12 protein-coding genes and 1 pseudogene are annotated in these 18286 nt (G+C 66.9%); 8 read left to right on the top strand and 5 right to left on the bottom strand.

What is annotated here, in order from left to right; all coding sequences use genetic code 11:
- Positions 1-37: 37 nt before the first annotated feature.
- Positions 38-2668, bottom strand: a complete 2631-nt coding sequence (locus tag ACX9NE_RS06770) for an AAA family ATPase (protein ID WP_459360927.1) — start codon at positions 2666-2668, stop codon at positions 38-40.
- On the bottom strand, positions 2665-3813 hold the full coding sequence (locus ACX9NE_RS06765) for a metallophosphoesterase family protein (protein WP_459361110.1): 1149 nt from the start codon (positions 3811-3813) through the stop codon (positions 2665-2667). Before ACX9NE_RS06765 ends, ACX9NE_RS06770 begins: the two co-directional genes overlap by 4 nt.
- A 272-nt stretch (positions 3814-4085) precedes the next feature.
- Here ACX9NE_RS06765 and ACX9NE_RS06760 point away from each other — a divergent pair, with 272 nt between their 5' ends.
- A complete protein-coding gene (locus tag ACX9NE_RS06760) occupies positions 4086-4589 on the top strand; it encodes a SixA phosphatase family protein (RefSeq protein ID WP_459360926.1) in 504 nt (167 codons plus the stop codon).
- Positions 4590-4597: 8 nt separating this feature from the next.
- Here ACX9NE_RS06760 and ACX9NE_RS06755 read toward each other — a convergent pair whose 3' ends face one another.
- From ACX9NE_RS06755 to ACX9NE_RS06745, 3 genes are all read right to left on the bottom strand, one after another.
- Positions 4598-6442 carry a PE family protein gene (locus ACX9NE_RS06755; RefSeq protein WP_459360925.1) on the bottom strand — a complete coding sequence of 615 codons (1845 nt, stop codon included), beginning with the start codon at positions 6440-6442 and terminating at the stop codon, positions 4598-4600.
- 129 nt (positions 6443-6571) lie between these two features.
- Positions 6572-7126 (bottom strand): DUF3558 domain-containing protein, encoded by a 555-nt coding sequence (locus ACX9NE_RS06750; protein WP_459360924.1) that lies wholly within the window; start codon positions 7124-7126, stop codon positions 6572-6574.
- Positions 7123-7677 (bottom strand): DUF3558 domain-containing protein, encoded by a 555-nt coding sequence (locus tag ACX9NE_RS06745; protein WP_459360923.1) that lies wholly within the window; start codon positions 7675-7677, stop codon positions 7123-7125. The genes ACX9NE_RS06750 and ACX9NE_RS06745 overlap by 4 nt, the downstream gene beginning before the upstream one ends.
- Positions 7678-7863: 186 nt before the next feature.
- Between ACX9NE_RS06745 and ACX9NE_RS06740 the strand changes: the two genes are divergently transcribed.
- The 7 genes and pseudogenes from ACX9NE_RS06740 to ACX9NE_RS06710 all read left to right on the top strand — a co-directional run bounded on the left by ACX9NE_RS06740 (position 7864) and on the right by ACX9NE_RS06710 (position 18235).
- Positions 7864-9612, top strand: a complete 1749-nt coding sequence (locus ACX9NE_RS06740) for an ABC transporter ATP-binding protein (protein WP_459360922.1) — start codon at positions 7864-7866, stop codon at positions 9610-9612.
- Positions 9609-11513, top strand: a complete 1905-nt coding sequence (locus ACX9NE_RS06735) for an ABC transporter ATP-binding protein (protein WP_459360921.1) — start codon at positions 9609-9611, stop codon at positions 11511-11513. The genes ACX9NE_RS06740 and ACX9NE_RS06735 overlap by 4 nt, the downstream gene beginning before the upstream one ends.
- A gap of 135 nt (positions 11514-11648) precedes the next feature.
- On the top strand, positions 11649-12359 hold the full coding sequence (locus ACX9NE_RS06730; protein WP_459360920.1) for a C39 family peptidase: 711 nt from the start codon (positions 11649-11651) through the stop codon (positions 12357-12359).
- A gap of 115 nt (positions 12360-12474) precedes the next feature.
- Positions 12475-12786: pseudogene (locus tag ACX9NE_RS06725) on the top strand (hypothetical protein); the annotation flags it as partial.
- Between the two features lie 230 nt (positions 12787-13016).
- Positions 13017-14177: an ATPase/transcriptional regulator EmbR gene (gene embR / locus ACX9NE_RS06720; RefSeq protein ID WP_459360919.1), complete on the top strand. Its 1161-nt coding sequence runs from the start codon at positions 13017-13019 to the stop codon at positions 14175-14177.
- A 352-nt stretch (positions 14178-14529) separates the two neighbouring features.
- Positions 14530-16350, top strand: a complete 1821-nt coding sequence (locus ACX9NE_RS06715; protein ID WP_459360918.1) for a serine/threonine-protein kinase — start codon at positions 14530-14532, stop codon at positions 16348-16350.
- A gap of 127 nt (positions 16351-16477) precedes the next feature.
- Positions 16478-18235, top strand: a complete 1758-nt coding sequence (locus tag ACX9NE_RS06710; RefSeq protein ID WP_459360917.1) for a serine/threonine-protein kinase — start codon at positions 16478-16480, stop codon at positions 18233-18235.
- Positions 18236-18286: the final 51 nt, after the last annotated feature.

Below are 18286 nucleotides of genomic sequence, written 5' to 3'. Positions count from 1 at the left end.
ACCATTCGCCCAGTGTATGCCTGCCTGAGCACAGGCACTATGCGTTCAGATCGATGCGATGCGCCCCCGTGACACCGTCGTATCTGGTGGGACTGCACGTCAGGACGATGACCTGGCCGTGCGAGCCTACCGTGTCGAACACTTCACTCATCTTGGCCAACCGGTTCGGGTCGGTGAAGCCCAGGGCGTCGTCAACGACCACGGGGACGGTGTCCTCCTTGGCGACCAGGGATGCACCCGCCAACCGCGCCAGAATGCCGAGCTGCTCCCTCGCCCCACCCGACAATGACTCGTAGGGCACCGTGACACCGTCCAGGGTGCGGTTGAGGATTCGCAGATCGCTGTCGACGTCTATCTCGAACGTCGCCCCGAACACCGGGCGGCCGAGGCGCTGCAGCTCGGCGCGGTAGGGCTCGACATAGCGTTTGCGCGTGTTGTCGCGGTGCCGGCTCATCACCGACCGCAACAACTGCGCGGCCCTGGCCCGCGCACCGACCCGGGCATGCTGGCAGGTGGCGTGTTCCAGCTCGATCTCGGCGGCATCGAGCCTTCCCTGCCGCCCCTCGCTGCGCAGCACCGCAAGTTCGATGCTGATCTGACGCAACGCGGCGATCGCAGCTTCATGGCGCTCGCGGAGGCCTTCAGTCACCTTCATCGCCTCGGCGAGTTCGGCGGCGATCGTGTCCGGCTCCGCAGCCGCCAGGGCCAAGTCCAGTTCAGACACACGCATTGCGGCACTCTGCGCGGCATGACGCTCTGCCTCGGCCGTGTTGGCAAGCGCCTCATCGGTCACCGCCGCCCGCTCTGCGGCCAGCCGAGTCGCCGCGGCGTCCAGCTCTGCGCGTTGCTTGGCGGCATCGTTGCACAGGACCATCGCCTGCGTCGTCGCCTCGGAGAGACGGCGGGCAGCCGACGTCGCGATCTGCCGCCGACATTCACACTCGGCCTGCGCGGCTGAGTGAGCCGCTTCAGCGGCATCCCGCTCCGCGCGGGCGCCGGCGATGTCCGTGGCGAACAGATCCGGAGTCGCAGGTTGGCCGGCATGCAGCTGCGCCAGCCTGGCTCGCAGCTCGTCGACCCGTTCGTCGCCGCACAATCCGGCCACTGTCGCGGCGAGTCGCTCGCGAGTGGCGCACAATTCATGTTGCCGTTGATGGATCAGGCGCGCCGACGGGACATCGGCCACTGCGGCCGCTTCCAGCGCGGCGACGAGATCCTGTTGCGCATCGCGGTATTTGGCGCGGACATCGAGGGCGGCAGCGCCCGGGATCACCCGGGTGGTGAGCACCCCGGCAATCTCGACGTCGGTGGGACCGGTCGCGGTGATCGACCAGCTGTCCCCGGCGGGCAACACGATGCGTTGATCGCCGACGCCCAGCTCGATGTCGGTGGCGGCGGTGAACTGCAGGACTGCGGAGATCATTTCCAGCTGGTCACCGGCGCGGTCCACTGCCGCCGCAGCCTGTTCGATGCGATGCAGCAACTCATCGGTCAGCACGATCTCGGACAGCTCTTTCCCGATCGGCTCGAGGTCGCGTTCGAGTCCCTCGATCTTGGTCAGCCGGGCGCGCAGCCGGTCGGCTTCCTCACGCCCGGCGATCTGGTCGAGAGTTCTGCGAGCGGCCTCGGCGCGTTCTTGTGCCGCGGCCAGGATCGCTGCTGCTTCCCGGGCCGCGGCATCGCAGGCTGCGGCTTCGCGCGCCGTCGCCGCCTGCCGCCCGGCGGCCTCTTCGCTCTGGGCCAATAATGCGGCGATTGTTGCTGCGCGAGAATCGATTTCGGCGATCAGCGCTAGACGGCTGGTGTGCGCTGCGCTGGACGCATTGCTGGCTGCAGCGGCCGCGGCGGCGATCAATCTGACTTCCCTCACCTCATCGCCGAGCGCCTTGACTCGGTCGGCCGCAGCCTGCGCTGCAGCCAGCCGCGGCCCAGCGGCTACCTGCTGCTGCGCCAATTCCGACGTTTCCCGGGTCAACTCGGCGTGGCGGCTCACCCGGTCGTCGACCTCGGCCATCGCCTGCGCACACTCGGCCACCGCGGCCTTGGCGTCGGCCAACCGGGAAATTGCGGCGGACCACTCCCCGGTCGGGCGCCCGGTCGCAGTGAAGTACCGCGCGTATTCGCCGTCGATCCGCTCGATGAGCAGCGGCTCAGTGCCGCACAGCGCGGCGTCGCCGACGGACTGCGAGGCGGCGATGTCGAGGGCACGCGACAGCGCATCACATCCGGAAAGGTCGACCGCCGCAGTGGACGCGGACTGCAACACCCGCTGGGCACGCCACAGCTCGGTATCAACCGTCTCGGCCAACATCGCGCGAACCCGCTCGTGCGCTTCGTCGCCGGTGAGTTGTTCGCGGCGCGGCGCCAGCACTGTCAACTCCGTCTCGCACCTCTTGTGAAACCGCTTGTGATACACGAAACGATAGGGGCCGCTGCTGATTTCGGCGGTTACCTCCGAGCCGACATCAGCGTTGGCCGGCTTGACCTGCTTGACATCTTTCTTCGTCGAGCGGTCCTTGTATTCGAGCAACAGGTCGAGTGCCTCGATCAGCGAGGACTTGCCGATCTCGTTGGCCCCGGACACCACGACCACGCCTTGGTCGGGAAATTCGATCTCGCGGTGCTTGATGCCACGGTAGTTAGCCAGGATCAACCGGTGCAATTTCACGCCGCACCTCGATCTGCCAGACGGAGCAACAGCGCCAGCGCCGCCTGGGCGTCGACGGAGCCGGCGGCACCTGCACGGGCCGTCGCGACCAACTCGTCGACCGCGGCGGCCGCGAACCCGCCGATGCCGAGGTCATCGAACTCCCCGTCCGCCGGCACGACGGCCAGGTCGGTGTGCCGCTCCCACAGCCCGAGCCAGGCGAACAACCGCGAGTATCTGTCCAGACACGCGTCGAGCGCCGCACGGTCGGTCACGGTCAACGATCCCGTCAACGCCAGGCGCACCACGGTGCGGTCCTTGTCAGGCATCAGATCCAGGTTCAGATCCAGATCGGCAATGCACCGACTCGTGTCGACCTGATTGTGCAATGTGACAAAGCGCCACCTGCCGATGTGCCGGGACTCGACGGTGACGGGGCGGCCGGGATCGGTCTCGTCGATGTCGACGATCAGCACGTGTCCGGGGTCGGCCTCGACGTCGTCATAGTTGGTGACCTCCGGCGAACCCGGGTACCAGACCCGGCCACTGTCCCCGACCCTGGTGAGCGAGTGCTTGTCACCGAGGGCGACATAGTGAATTTTCCCGTCCGACAATGCCTTTTCGATACTGGCGAGCCGGATCAGCGAGGGCTTGGCAGGGTCGGGGTCGAGCACGTCGACGCCGCCGTGCGCGACGAGAACCCGGGTGACCCCGTCGGCGGACAGGCCTTCGAGCGCCCCGGCGACCAGATCTGTAGTGGGCGCCTTGGACCGCCACGGTACCGCGACGATCTGCACGCCGGGCCGGATCTCATGTACGCCGGCGTGGTCGAGCACCACGACGTTGTGTGGGCATTCGGAAGTGAACAGCGCGCCGGTGTAGACCGACGACGCATCCAGCGGATCGTGATTTCCGGGCAAAAGGTAGACGGGAATACCGATGGCGCGCATGGCTTGCAACGACTGGCCGATGACCTGCGGGGCCAACTGGTTGTGTTCGAAGACGTCTCCCGAGACGACGACGAACTCCGCACCCACTTCATCGGCCAGCCCCCCCAGTGCGGCCACCGCGTCCCGACGGGCCGCCGAATAACGCGGCTGGGCCTCCCCGGCAAGAAAATGCCGTGTCATGCCCAGCTGCCAATCAGCGGTGTGCAGGAACCGCATGTCTTCGACCCCCTTCCAGAGCGTGATCGGCGTTGCATCGGGAGTGTATGGCTGGGCGCCGACAAGTCCCGGCAGGCTGATCGGAGGGTCCGGCCCCGGGTGTGATCCGGGATGCACTGCAATCCCGTGCGTCACTCTGGTTTCAGGCTCTCACCCGTCAGCCCGCCGGCGCGTGCAGAAAAAGCACGGCGCGCCAGACGTCATTGTGCGGACGCTCCCAGGCAACCGGGGGCGCTGAGTACGCCCCGTTCCCCAGTGGCTAACGTGGGCCGGTGAATGAACGGCGCACCCTGATCCTGATGCGACACGGGAAATCCGCGTACCCCGATGGGGTGCCCGACCATGACCGGCCGCTGGCGCCACGCGGTCGCCGGGAAGCGGGGCTGGGAGGCGACTGGCTGCGTGCCAACACGCCGACCATCGATGCCGTGCTGTGCTCGACAGCCGTACGTACCCGAGAAACCCTGGCATGCAGCGGGATCGACGCGCCGGCCCACTACCTCAGGCAGCTTTACGGTGCCACGCCCGGCACGGTGATCGACGAGATCAATCGAGTCGGCGACGACGTCGCTACCTTGCTCATCGTCGGACACGAGCCGACGACATCGTCGGTGGCACTGATCCTCGCGGACACCGACACCAGCAACGTCGTTGCAGCGGAAAGCATTTCAAGGAAATTCCCGACGTCGGGCATCGCGGTGCTACAGGTTTCAGGTCGCTGGGCCGGCGTGGCGCCCGGCAACGCTGCCCTCGTCGAGTTTCAGGTACCCCGCTAGAGAGTGAGTCAGCCGTTGTTGCCGGATGCGCCGGCGCCGCCCGCTTTCCCGTTTTGTCCGGACCCGAAGATGATCGCCCCGGCGCCGTTGCGACCGCCCGCACTGCCGGCGCCGCCGGTTCCGCCGAGCCCACCGGTGCCGCCCGCACCGAGGGCACCGCGGCTGCCCGCACCGCCGAGTAATCCCCCGGACCCGCCGGTAGCGCCGGGCGCGCCGCCCGCACCGCCGTTGCCGCCGGTGCCTCCGGTGCCGCCGTCCCCGCCGTTTCCGCCAGCTCCGCCGATCGCGTTGCCCGAAACGGCCACCGTAGCCGCGCCTCCGGTACCGCCGGAGCCACCGACCCCTCCGTAGCCGCCGACTCCGCCGACTCCTCCGACACCGCCGTCCCCACTAGGGCCACCATTACCGAACAGCCGCCCGCCACTGCCGCCGTCTCCGCCCTGGCCTCCCGCGCCGCCAAAGCCTCCGGTTCCGCCGGTACCGCCGCCGCCTGCGTCACCGCCGTCGCCGCCCTTGTTGAAACTAGTCGTAATTGGCCCTAAGGCGTTGCCGCCGTCGCCGCCACCACCACCGGAACCGCCCGTGGCGCCGCCACCACCCGCACCGCCGGCGCCTCCCGCGCCACCGGCGCCACCATTACCGACCAGGAATCCACCCGCGCCACCGTGACCCCCGGCTCCGCCGGTGCCGCCGTTGCCACCACCATTGCCCCCGGACCCTGCGCCTCCGGCTCCGCCGAAGCCACCGCCGTTGATCAAAGCGTTGCTGGCGGACCCGCCGTTCCCGCCGGCGCCACCCGCGGTCCCGGCGGTTACGCCCGGGGCACCAGCGCCACCGATAGCCCCGGTGGCGAAATTGGAGACGCCCGGAGCCGTCGACGCTGACCCGCCGGACCCACCCGCGCCGCCGTCGGCCCCGCCATTGCCGCCGGCTCCGCCGGCGGCCTGGGCACCTTTAGCGTCAATGTTGAAGGCGGTTCCCCCAGCACCGCCGGTTCCGCCGGTCAGACCTGCCCCGCCCGGGCTGCCGGTACCCCCGGCAGGCGCTGAAGCGACGCCGCCGGTACCCGTCACTGCACCGCCGGCGGTGCCGGTGGCGGCGGACCCGGTTGGGGTGGGATTGACACCCGCGGCACCGGCCAGGCCGGTACCGCCCTGCCCGCCCGCTCCGCCGTCACCGAACAAGATCGCGCTACCTCCATCACCGCCGCGACCGGGCAGCCCGCCACTGACACCCGCGAGCGCGGCACCACCCTGGCCGCCGGCTCCACCGTGACCATAAAGCCACCCGCCCGCGCCCCCGTTACCCCCAAGTTGCCCCGGACCACCCGATGCGCCGGCCCCTCCGTTGCCGAGGAGTCCCGCCGCCCCGCCATTTCCGCCGGCCTGGCCGGCCCCACCGGAACCGCCGTTGCCGCCGTTGCCCCACAGCAGCCCGCCGGGCCCACCGGCTTGACCGGTGCCCGCGGCGCCATTGGCGCCGTTGCCGATCAACGGGCGGCCAAGCAGTGCCTGAGTGGGCGCATTCACCAAGCCAAGGACGCCGTCTCCCACCACCTGCAAAGGAGAAGCACTGGCGGCCTCGGCGCCGGTGTAGGCGACCGCAGCCGAAGTCATTGCGTTGACGAATTGATCGTGGAACGCCGCCAGCCGCACACTCAGTGCCTGATAAGCCCGAGCGTGTTCGGTGAACAGCGCTGCGATCTGCGTCGAGACTTCGTCGGCAGCAGCGGCCACCACCCCAGTGGTCGCGACGGCTGCCGCCCCGTTGGCCGCGCCGAGCGCAGCGGCAAAACTAGTTAAGTCCGTTGCCGTTGAGGATATTTCCTGCGGCACAGCAATCAGATAGGACATGCCGTCACTCCTAGCGAGGCCGCTGACCAAGAAGAGCGAAAGCCTAGCCTGTCGAGACGCGCTATGCCAGGACGATTGACGAATTCCAGGCGAATTCCCTAAGAGTCGTTGCCGCTGAACCGGTTTGGCTCAGGCGTTGGTGGCCAGCGTCAACTCCATTAACTTGATGGCCTGCCCACACGCGTCGATACCGGGCGCCTGCGGGTTGATCCACCAGCCCACCACTCCGGCGGCGTCGCTGGCGACACCGCAGGCACCGTTGGGATCATTGGGACGCATCACGATTGAGTCGATGCCCTGGATCGAGCGGGACTCGATCTGATACTTCAGACCCTCGGCCACTTTGCGCTCATTGCTCAGGCTGCCCTGCTCGAACCAGAAGCGGGTGATGTCGATCAGGCCGGCCGGGTTCGCCGCCTGCCATCGGCAGATGGCACCGACGAACGTGCTTTGAATGTCCTGCGGATCGGCACCGACCGTCTTGGCCAGAATGTCGGTCGTCAGGACCTCGCACTCCTTGAGGAGATTGGGATACTGCCGCTCGGAGTTGTCATTACGCGGCACACCGGCGCCACCCGCCTTCATCGCCTTGCCATCGACCGACCTGGAACACCCGGTCAACACCATCAGCACAGCGATCAGCGCCGCTGTCACTTTCAGTGCGGCCCGCACCCGCCGGCTCATTTCGAGTTCGCTATCGATTGCCGGGCAAGTTCCTTGGCGATGTCGCAAGCCGGCGGGAAAGGCTTCTGACTGAAGCTCACCGACCATTCGATGAAGTCGTCGGAGAACTGGATTCCGACCTCGCACAGCGAGTCGCCAAGGCTGGGCTCGTTGCCGATGGCGATGAAACCGCCGTGACCGTTGATATTGATGTCCTCGACGCTGGCGCGCGACAGCTCTTCGGTCTTGCGTTCGCGGCCGATCGGGCTGCCGCGGTACCAGGAGAAGGAGAAGTGTGGTCCCGAGATGCCGCCGCCGGCCAGCCACTGACAGCCCACCGAATTCTTGGCGGTATTGACCAGTCCGGAGATCCTGGTCAGTTGCGTCACTGTTTCGTCGGCGACGCCGCCGCACTGCGGGAAGAAGGGTCCATGCTTGCCCTCCGCGCTTCCCGAACTCGACGGAACCGGCCCGCCCGGCTTGTCACCCGAACCGGAGCAGCCTGCGACCCCGAAGATCAGAGTGGCCGCGGCTCCGAAAGCCGCTACCTGCGTCGCCCGGTTACGCCGCACGACTACCTACCCAACTACCCACCCACTTCTTGGGCTGTTGCCGCTTCACACGATGCACTGTAGCCGCAGCCTTGAGGGTCAACCACCGACACGCCACCTGAGCAGGCACTTCGGTGCGACACGCAGGCATGGGGCGCGCCAATGGTGCGCAGCACCAGCACCGACCGGGTGTGACACAGTTACCCCATGCTCCTGGCACTGCTGCGCCAGTACATCGCGCCGTATCGCGCACTGGTGGCGGTGCTGATGGTGCTGCAGTCCGTGAGCACCCTGGCCTCGCTGTACCTCCCCACGGTCAACGCCGCGATCATCGACGACGGTGTCTCCAAGGGAGACTCGGCCACCATCGTGCGACTCGGAGTGGTGATGCTGGTTGTCACCGGCCTGCAGGTGCTGTGCGCGATCGGTGGCACATACTTCGGCTCACGCACCGGAACCGGTTTCGGCCGCGACCTACGGGCAGCGATGTTCGACCATGTCCTGCGCTTTTCCGAACACGAGACGGCCCGATTCGGTGCACCGACCTTATTGACCCGCAGCACCAACGACGTCCGGCAGATCGTGTTCCTCGTACAAACGAGCGCCACCGTGCTGGTCACCGCGCCGATCATGTGTGTCGGCGGCATCATCATGGCCATCCATCAGGAGGCGGCGCTGACCTGGCTTCTGTTGGTGAGCGTCCCGGTCATGGGAGCGGCGAATTACTGGATCATCTCGCACATGCTGCCGCTGTTCCGCAGCATGCAGCGCCTGATCGACGGAATCAACAGGGTGCTACGCGACCAGCTTTCCGGGGTGCGGGTGGTCCGGGCGTTCACCCGCGAACGCTTCGAGCGCGACAGGTTCGACCGGGCCAACATGGCTTTGTCCAACGCCGCACTCGGTGCCGGTAACTGGCAGGCGCTCATGCTGCCGGTGACCACCCTCACCATCAACCTATCCGGTGTCGCGCTGATCTGGTTCGGCGGCCTGCGAATCGATGCCGGCAAGATGCAGGTGGGATCGCTGATCGCCTTCCTGGCGTATTTCGCCCAGATCCTGATGGCGGTGTTGATGGCGACGATGACGTTGGTCGTGTTACCGCGGGCATCGGTCTGCGCCGAACGCATCACCGAGGTACTGTCGACTTCCCCGGCCATCAAAAACCCCCCGCAGCCCGTGTTCCCTGCACACCCGATCACCGGCCTGGTGCGGCTCAACGGCCTGACCTTCACCTACCCGGGGGCGGATTATCCTGTGCTGCAGGATATTTCATTCACCGCGCGGCCGGGCACCAGCACCGCGATCGTCGGCAGCACCGGGTCGGGCAAGTCCACGCTGGTGTCGCTGATCTGCCGTCTCTACGACGTCACGGCCGGCAGCGTGGTGATCGACGGTGTCGACGTGCGCGACTACGACACTGAGCGACTCTGGTCCGCGATCGGATTGGTGCCCCAGCGTGGGTACCTGTTCACCGGCACCGTGGCCCAAAACCTGTCTTACGGCGCTGCCCCGGGGCAGTCGGTCACCGAGGAACAGATGTGGAACGCGCTGAATGTCGCTGCGGCAGCGGAATTCGTGCGTCCGCACGGACTGCAGATGCGCGTCGCCCAGGGCGGGATCAACTTCTCCGGCGGCCAGCGTCAACGGCTGGCGATCGCCAGGGCCGTTATCCGCCGCCCCGCGATCTACCTGTTCGACGACGCGTTCTCCGCGCTCGACGTCCACACCGAGGCGCGAGTCCGCAACGCGCTGCGCCAAGAGGCCGCTGCGGCAACGATAATCATCGTCACGCAACGGATTTCGACCGCCGCCCAAGCCGACGAGGTGATCGTGGTCGACAAGGGCAGGATCGTCGGCAGCGGAAGCCATGAGTCCTTGCTGACCGACTGCCCCACGTATGCGGAGTTCACCGCCTCGCAGTCGATGAGCGCCGGAGTCGGGGGCACACAGTGACGGCGCCGATGAGCGCCCGGCCCCGCGGCGCGGCCCCGGCACCGCCCAACATGCGTTCACGCGATTTCTGGGGATCGGCGCGCCGACTGCTGGGACGACTGACCCCGCACCGCCGGTTGAGCGGTGCCGTCGTCGTTCTGGGCATCGTCGGCACCGCGATCGGGGTGGCCGTTCCCCGGATCCTCGGGCACGCAACCGATCTGCTGTTCAACGGCGTCGTCGGCCGCCGGCTGACGTCCGGCATCACCAAGGCTCAGGCCGTGGCCGCGGCACGCGCACGCGGGGACAGGGCCTTCGCCGACCTGTTGTCCGGGATGAACGTGGTACCTGGCCAGGGCGTGGACTTCGGCGCGGTGGCACGCACCCTGGTGCTGGCCCTGATCCTGTATCTGTGTGCCGCCGCCATGCTGTGGGGACAGGCGCGACTGCTCAACATCACCGTGCAGCGGACCATCACCAGGTTGCGTGCTGACGTGGAGGACAAACTGCACCGCCTGCCGTTGTCCTACTTCGATCGCCAACAACGCGGTGAACTGCTCAGCAGGGTCACCAACGACATCGACAACATGCAGACGTCGCTGTCGATGACCATCAGTCAGCTGGTGACGGCGATACTCACGGTGTTCGGTGTGCTGACCATGATGCTGTGGATCTCGCCACTGCTGGCATCGATTACCGTGCTCACGGTTCCCCTGTCGCTGTGGGCGACACGCACGATCACCCGCCGATCGAAGCGGCTGTTCATGGCGCACTGGACCAGCACCGGCCGCCTCAACGCCCACATCGAAGAGACCTACAGCGGGTTCACGGTGGTCAAGACTTTCGGCCACCAGGCCGCCGCGCGCGCGCAGTTCCACCAGCTCAACGACGACGTGTATCAGGCCAGTTTCGGCGCCCAGTTCTTCTCCGGACTGGTAGCTCCGGCAACGGGATTCATCGGCAACCTGGGCTACGTGGCCGTCGCCGTGGTCGGCGGTCTGCAGATCGCCGCGGGGCAGATCACCCTCGGCAGCATCCAGGCCTTCATTCAGTATGTGCGGCAGTTCAATACGCCGATCAGCCAGGTTGCCGGGATGTACAACACGCTGCAGTCCGGAGTGGCCAGCGCCGAGCGTGTATTCGAGCTGCTGGACGAGCCGGAGGAAAGCCCGGATCGCACAGACGAAATTCCGGAGGCTGCAGGTCCCGGACGGGTGGAATTCGACCACGTGAACTTCGCCTACCAGCCAGGCCACCCGGTGATTCACGATCTGTCGCTGGTGGCCGATCCAGGCAGCACGGTGGCGATCGTCGGCCCGACCGGTGCCGGCAAGACCACATTGGTGAACCTGTTGATGCGGTTTTATGACGTCGACTCGGGCTCGATACTGATCGACGGCGTGGACATCGCAACGCTGAATCGGCACGCTCTGCGTTCACGGATCGGCATGGTGTTACAGGACACGTGGTTGTTCGACGGCACGATCGCGGACAACATCGCCTACGGGCGGCCCGACGCCACCTCGGCCGAGATCGTTGCGGCGGCCAAGGCGGCCTACGTCGACCGTTTCGTCCACACGCTGCCTGCCGGCTACCAGACCCCGATCAGCGGGGGCGGCGGAAATGTCAGCGTCGGCGAAAAGCAACTGATCACGATCGCCCGGGCGTTCCTTGCCCGTCCACAGCTGCTGATTTTGGATGAGGCCACCAGCTCCGTGGACACCCGCACCGAGCTGCTCATCGCGCGGGCAACCCGCGAACTCCGCCGCGACCGGACGAGTTTCATTATCGCTCACCGTCTTTCCACGATCCGCGACGCCGATCGGATCGTCGTCGTCGATGCGGGCAGGATCGTTGAACAAGGCAGCCACGCCGAGCTACTGGCCCGGCGCGGCGCCTACTACGAGATGACCCGCACCTGAGCCGCCCGATCCCCGCAGACACCTCAGATCACTCCAAGAATTCGTAGAGATAACAAAAAGGCCAACGTCTGAGCCTTTTCTCAACACGCCATCCGCGACAGCGGAGCGAGGACTTTCCGAGAAAAGGACACCACGATGAAGCACCTCACGATCTCCTCGATCGCCAAGACCGCCCTGTGCGCCACCATTGCCGGGGCGCTTGCACTCGGACTCGCCAGCCCTGCCGAAGCAGGCACCACCACCATGTACGGCGACCCGACGGCCGCCGCCAAATACTGGCGTCACCAGAACTACGACGACTGCGCCATCATGTCCAGCGCCGACGTGGTCGGACAGATCACCGGCAAACTCCCCTCCGAACACTCCATCATCAAGGTCGCCCAGTCCACTCCCAGCACCTCCCACCCGGGCTCGATCTATGTCAAGCCCGCCGACAAGAACGACCCCAATTCGGGGATGGGCACCGACCCCGATGACCTGCCGGCCCTGTTGGCGCACTACGGGATTCACGCCACCAACACCGATGCGGACATCGCGAGCAAGACCGGCGTCGCCACGGGTATGGAAGCCCTCGAGCAGTACCTCGGCGGCGGGCGTGCGATCATCGTCGGACTCAACGCCGAAATGATCTGGAACCAGCCGATCGAGAGCCGCGGCAACGACGGCCAGCCGCGCGCCGACCACGCCGTGGTGGTGACCGGCGTCGACACCGCCAACGGCATCGTGCACCTCAACGACAGCGGCAACAAGGACGGTCGCGACGAACAGATTCCGATGGCGGTCTTCGTCAAGGCCTGGGCCACCAGCCACAACTTCATGACCGTCACCCAGGAAACGCACAAATGATTGACGGACCGGCGGGCAGCCAGCCCACAGGGTTGGCGGCCCGCCGCTTCAGTCGTGCTGAACGGCGGGACAATTCGACGCAGCACCAGGCACCCGGGCCCGATCCACATCCCGTCAGGACCCGGCCGCCAAGAACGGCGTCGCCACCGGCATGGAAGCCGTGGAGCAGTACCTCGGCGGTGGCCACGCCGTCATCGTCAGCGTCAATCCGAAATGTCCTGGGGGGAACCCATTGAGAACAAGGACGACGACGGCAATCCGGTATCCGATCGCGCGGTGGTGGTCACCGGTGTCGACAGCGGCGAACGGCCGCGACGAGCAGATCCCGCTGGAGTTGTCCACCAGGGCGTCGGCGAGCAGCCTTCGTGGTCGTGACCGGGATCAAGTGACGTTGAAAGGTAAGACAATTCGTGTCAGGAGAAGATGAACGTCGTGGCCTGAACGGCATTTCGGTGCAGCGATCGGGTCCGGCGGCGGGCGACGTGCCGGCTCCTATCGGCCTGGGATCCGGCGAACTTCGCATGACAATGCTTCAACACGACAGGCCGTACGACCCACAATGACAAGACCGACAACGATCAAGACACAATAATGAGGAAGGTCGCCGTACTGGCGCCTCGCTGCTCGGAAGGCATCGACGGCCGAGGAGGACCCGGAATGGCTGGTAACGCGATGGTGGACAAACACCTCGAGTTCGGTGTGCTCGGACCGCTGGAGATGAACATTGACCACACCCTGGTGCCGCTGGGCACCCCCAAGCAGCGGGCCGTGCTGGCCATGCTGGTCATCAACCGCAACAGGCCGGTCGGCGTCGACACGCTGATCACCGCGCTGTGGGACGAATGGCCGCCATCCGGGGCCCGCGCCAGCATTCACTCCTACGTGTCCAACCTGCGCAAGCTGGTCGGCGCCGCGGGGGTCGACCCTCGCCTGGTGCTGGCCGCGGCGCCACCGGGCTATCGGCTCACCATCCCCGAAAACACCTGTGACCTCGGCCGCTTCATCGCCGAGAAGACGGCGGGCGTGCACGCGGCCGCGGCGGGCCGCTTCGACGAGGCCAGCCGCCATCTGTCGGCGGCGCTCAGCGAGTGGCGCGGACCGGTACTCGATGACCTCAGGGACTTTCAGTTCGTCAACTCGTTCGCCACCGCACTGGTGGAGGACAAGATCATCGCGCACAGCGCCAAAGCCGAGGCAGAGATCGCGTGCGGACGGGCGGCGGGCGTGATCACCGAACTCGAGGCCCTGACCGTCGAGCACCCCTATCGGGAGCCGCTCTGGGCTCAGTTGATCACCGCGTACTACCTCACCGACCGCCAATCCGATGCCCTGAATGCCTACCGTCGAGTGAAGACGACACTGGCCGACGACCTCGGCATCGATCCCGGTCCGACACTGCGGGCGCTCAACGAGCGGATCCTGCGCCAGGAGACCCTGGACGTGAAGCAGAACGCGAAGGTGACCGCCGTCGGCACCGTGACGGTGCTGGACAAGCGCACCATGGCTGCCGCGCAGAAGGTGACGGCCTACCTGCACGACGTGAACACCGGACGCGACTATCCGCTGCGGTCGGCGTCGACCCGGATAGGCCGGCTCAGTGACAACGACATCGTCCTGGACAGCGCGAATGTGAGCCGGCACCACGCAGTCATCGTCGACACCGGGACCAACTACATCATCAATGACCTTCGGTCCTCGAATGGTGTGCATGTGCGGCACCAGCGGATCCGCACAGCCGCCACCATCCACGACGGGGACCACATCCGGATCTGCGACCACGAATTCACGTTCCAGATCGCCGCGCATACCCAGACCTGACACCGGTTGCATCAATGCTCAACGAGCACAAGGAATTTCGTGATGGCGGCGCATCAGCCGCGGAAGCCGCACGGTCATGGGGCGGCGCGCCGCCGACCTGGGCCGCCACCACGGCGGGGTTGCCATTTGCGACAATACTTTTCGCGATCCTTACCTGGCTGCGCCGAACGCCGGCCCCGGCGGCACGGAAAAAGGTGCGGCATTTCCAGTGCAGGTGTCGGCAGTCTTATTGGCAAGCGCCCACGGTCGCGATTACCGTCATGGTTGCTGAAGCCGGTGGTTGCGCTCGATGCACCGCCCGGAGGCTGTTGATAGTGTCGGCGGGATTCGGCTTGGTTGAGGAGGATCAGCGATGAGCGAGGCAACAGACTCGCGGGTGGGCTCGATGTTCGGGCCCTACCACCTGAAGCGGTTGCTGGGCCGCGGAGGGATGGGCGAGGTCTACGAGGCCGAGCACACCGTCAAAGAGTGGACGGTCGCCGTCAAGCTGATGACCGCCGAGTTCAGCAAGGACCCGGTCTTCCGCGAGCGCATGAAGCGCGAGGCCCGCATCGCCGGCCGGCTGCAAGAACCCCACGTCGTGCCGATCCACGACTACGGCGAGATCGACGGGCAGATGTACCTCGAAATGCGCATGATCGAGGGCACCGACCTCGACAGCGTCCTCAAACGCTACGGCCCGCTGACCCCACCGCGCGCGGTGGCCATCATCACCCAGATCGCCTCGGCCCTCGACGCCGCCCACGCCGCCGGCGTCATGCACCGCGACGTCAAACCCCCCAACATCCTGGTCACCCGCGATGACTTCGCCTACCTCGTCGACTTCGGCATCGCCAGCGCCACCACCGACGAAAAGCTCACCCAGCTGGGCACCGCCGTGGGGACCTGGAAATACATGGCCCCCGAACGGTTTTCCAACGACGAGGTCACCTACCGCGCCGACATCTACGCCCTCGCGTGCGTGCTCTACGAATGCCTCACCGGCAGCCCGCCCTATCGCGCCGACAGCGCGACCACGCTGGTGACCGCGCACCTGATGGACCCGGTGCCCCAGGTCAGCGCCGCCCGTGCGGGCATCCCCAAGGGTTTCGACGCGGTCATCGCGCGCGGCATGGCCAAAAAGCCCGAAGACCGCTATGCCAGCGCCGGCGACTTCGCCCGCGCCGCGCACGATGCGCTGAGCGACCCCGACCAGGACCACGCCGAGGACATCCTGCGCCGCAGCCGTGAGTCGACGCTGCCGGGCACCGCGGTGGCACCGTCGGTGCCCACCGGAGGTCAGCCCCCGATCACACCGCCACCGCCGCAATACACGCCGCCGCCTGCGTATGGCGACCAGGCCGGTTCCGGACCGCTGCAACGGCAGACACCGGCGGGAGCCCCCGCCTGGTCTGCGGGCAGCGGACCCATCCCGTCGAGTGGCCCGATCCCCGCCCAGGCGCCCCAGTACTTCGGGCAGAGTGGCGGCTGGGGCGGTGCCCCGTCCGGCCCGCAACAGCCGGGTGGCCCGCCGACCTGGAACCAGGGCGGTCCGCCCTCGGGCGGAAAACGCAGTCCCTGGCCCATCGTGGCCGGCGCCGCCGCCCTGGTGGTGGTGCTCATCCTCGCCGGAGTCGGCATCTGGTTGGCCACGCGCAAGGAGGACAGCACCACGACGGCCGATACGACCACCTCGGCCACTACCAGCTCCGGCAAGCCGACCCCGACCAAGAGTTCGCCGGCGACCACCACACCGGGCGGCGACCCCCAGAGCAAGCTGCTTTCCATGCTGCCCTCCGGCTATCCCACGGGAACGTGCACACCGACGACACCGAAGCCCAACAGCGTATGGACCGGCACGATCGCGATGGTCGACTGCGGGCAGAACATCAACCAGGGCGGGCCCAGCCGGGCGATCTACGGGCTGTTCCCCAACCTCAATGCACTCAAGCAGGCCTTCAACGACGACATCGCCGCGGTCCAGCTCGCGAACTGCCCCGGAGAGGGTCCGTCGCCTGACGGCTGGCACTACGACCGCGACCCGACCGTCACCGCCGGGATGATCGCGTGCGGCACCTACAAGAACCACCCGAACGTGATCTGGAGCAATGAGGGCAAGTTGATGCTCAGTGACGTTTTCGGAGATCCGGCGACCATCGAAGACCTGCACAACTGGTGGGCCAAGTACGGCTGAGCGACGTCGACCGGCCGACAGCAGGGTGGGTCGCCCGACCGGTGCTCAAGCCGCACAACGATATTGGATCGCGACGGCTGATCTCGTCGCGTCACTGGCCGTGGCGGGGAGGCGGTGAGGTGCAGCGGTGAGCGAAACGCCGGGCTCGCGGGTGGGGTCTGAGTTCGGGCCCTACCACCTCACGAGGCTGCTGGGCCGCGGGGGAATGGGCGAGGTCTACGAGGCCGAGCATTCGGTCAAGGGCTGGACCGTCGCCGTCAAGCTGATGTCCGAAACCGTCAGCAGCGACCCGGTGTTCCGCGAGCGGATGAAGCGCGAGGCCCGCATCGCCGGCCGCTTGCAGGAACCGCACGTCGTGCCGATACACGACTACGGCGAGATCGACGGGCAGATGTTCCTGGAGATGCGCCTCATCGAGGGCACCGACCTCGACGACCTGCTCACCCGATACGGCCCGCTGCCGGCTCCGCGCGCGGTGGCCATCATCACTCAGATCGCCTCCGCCCTGGACGCCGCCCACGCTGTCGGCGTGATGCACCGCGACGTCAAGCCGCCCAACATCCTGGTGACGCGCGACGACTTCGCCTACCTGGTCGACTTCGGCATCGCCAGCGCCAAGACCGACGAGAAGATCACCCAACTGGGCACCGCGGTAGGCACTTGGAAATACATGGCGCCCGAACGTTTTTCCAGCGACGAGATAACGCATCGGGCCGACATCTACGCGCTGGCATGCGTGTTGTTCGAATGCTTGACGGGTAATGCGCCCTACCGGTCCGACAACGCCGGCGTGCTGATCAGTGCCCACATGATCAATCCCATCCCGCGGCCCAGCGCCGCACGACAGGGCATTCCGCGGTCACTGGACGCCGTCGTCGCCCGCGGCATGGCCAAGAAGCCTACGGACCGCTACCCCAGCGCCGGCGACCTCGCCCGGGCCGCGCACAAAGCGCTCAGCGAGCCAGACCGGGACCAGGCCGCCGCGATCGTGCGCCGCAGCCAGGAGTCCGCGATACCGGACTGGTTGTTGAAACAGCAGCCCACGCAACGTTTCTCGCCACCCGGACCGATTCGCCGCACGCCTGAGCCGCCGCGTCCCTTCCCACCCGTTCCGGGCGGCCGCCAACCCGGCGTACCCGCAGCGGCCCCGGCACGTCCGGTACCGCCACCCCCGCCGGCTGGTCCGGCGCCCATGCAGCACACGCCGCGGCCGTTCGCCGGACCATGGCACAACGCAAACCCGGCTCCCCCGAGGCGCACCCGCAACCCGTGGGCGATCGTCGCGGGTATCGCCGCCGTCATCCTGGTCGGGATGCTCACCGGCCTGGGCATCTGGGCAGCCAACAGGAACGACGACGGTGTTCACGGGCAACGAACCACCACAACTCGATCTACGACCACTGCGACCAGCCGGCCGACCACATCGACTTCCGCGCCGTCGTCAAGCCTTCCGCCGCAGGCGCAAGCCCGGCTGATGAGTTTGCTGCCTACGGGCTACCCCGCCGGGTCCTGCACGACGGACAGCAAAACGATGCCGGGTGCGTTGGTGTCGGTGTCATGTGGGCAGAACACCGACGCCGACGGCCCCCGGGTATCGGCCTACGGGCTGTATCCGGACGTGGCATCGCTGAAGAAAGCCTTCGGCCAGTTCACCACGACCTTCACCATCCAACAGTGCCCCGGCGGAAAAGCCTCTCCCGGCAACTGGTGGCACACCCAGGACCCGAAAACCATCCTGGGGCAAATGGCCTGCGGCGTGTATAAGGGCGATTCCCCCCAGGTGATGTGGAGCAACGAACAGACCCTGGTCTACGCGCTGGTCGGTGGGCAACAGCAGGTGCCCACCCTCGACCAGCTGTACAAGTGGTGGGCAAACCACTCTTGACCAACACAATCTCGCCCATCCCATAGCGTTCCCGTCCGCTGCAGGGTTTGG

The organism is Mycobacterium sp. ML4, from assembly GCF_054515735.1.
The sequence above is the reverse complement of the archived record's forward strand: the minus strand, read 5'-3'. Positions and strand labels throughout refer to the sequence as shown.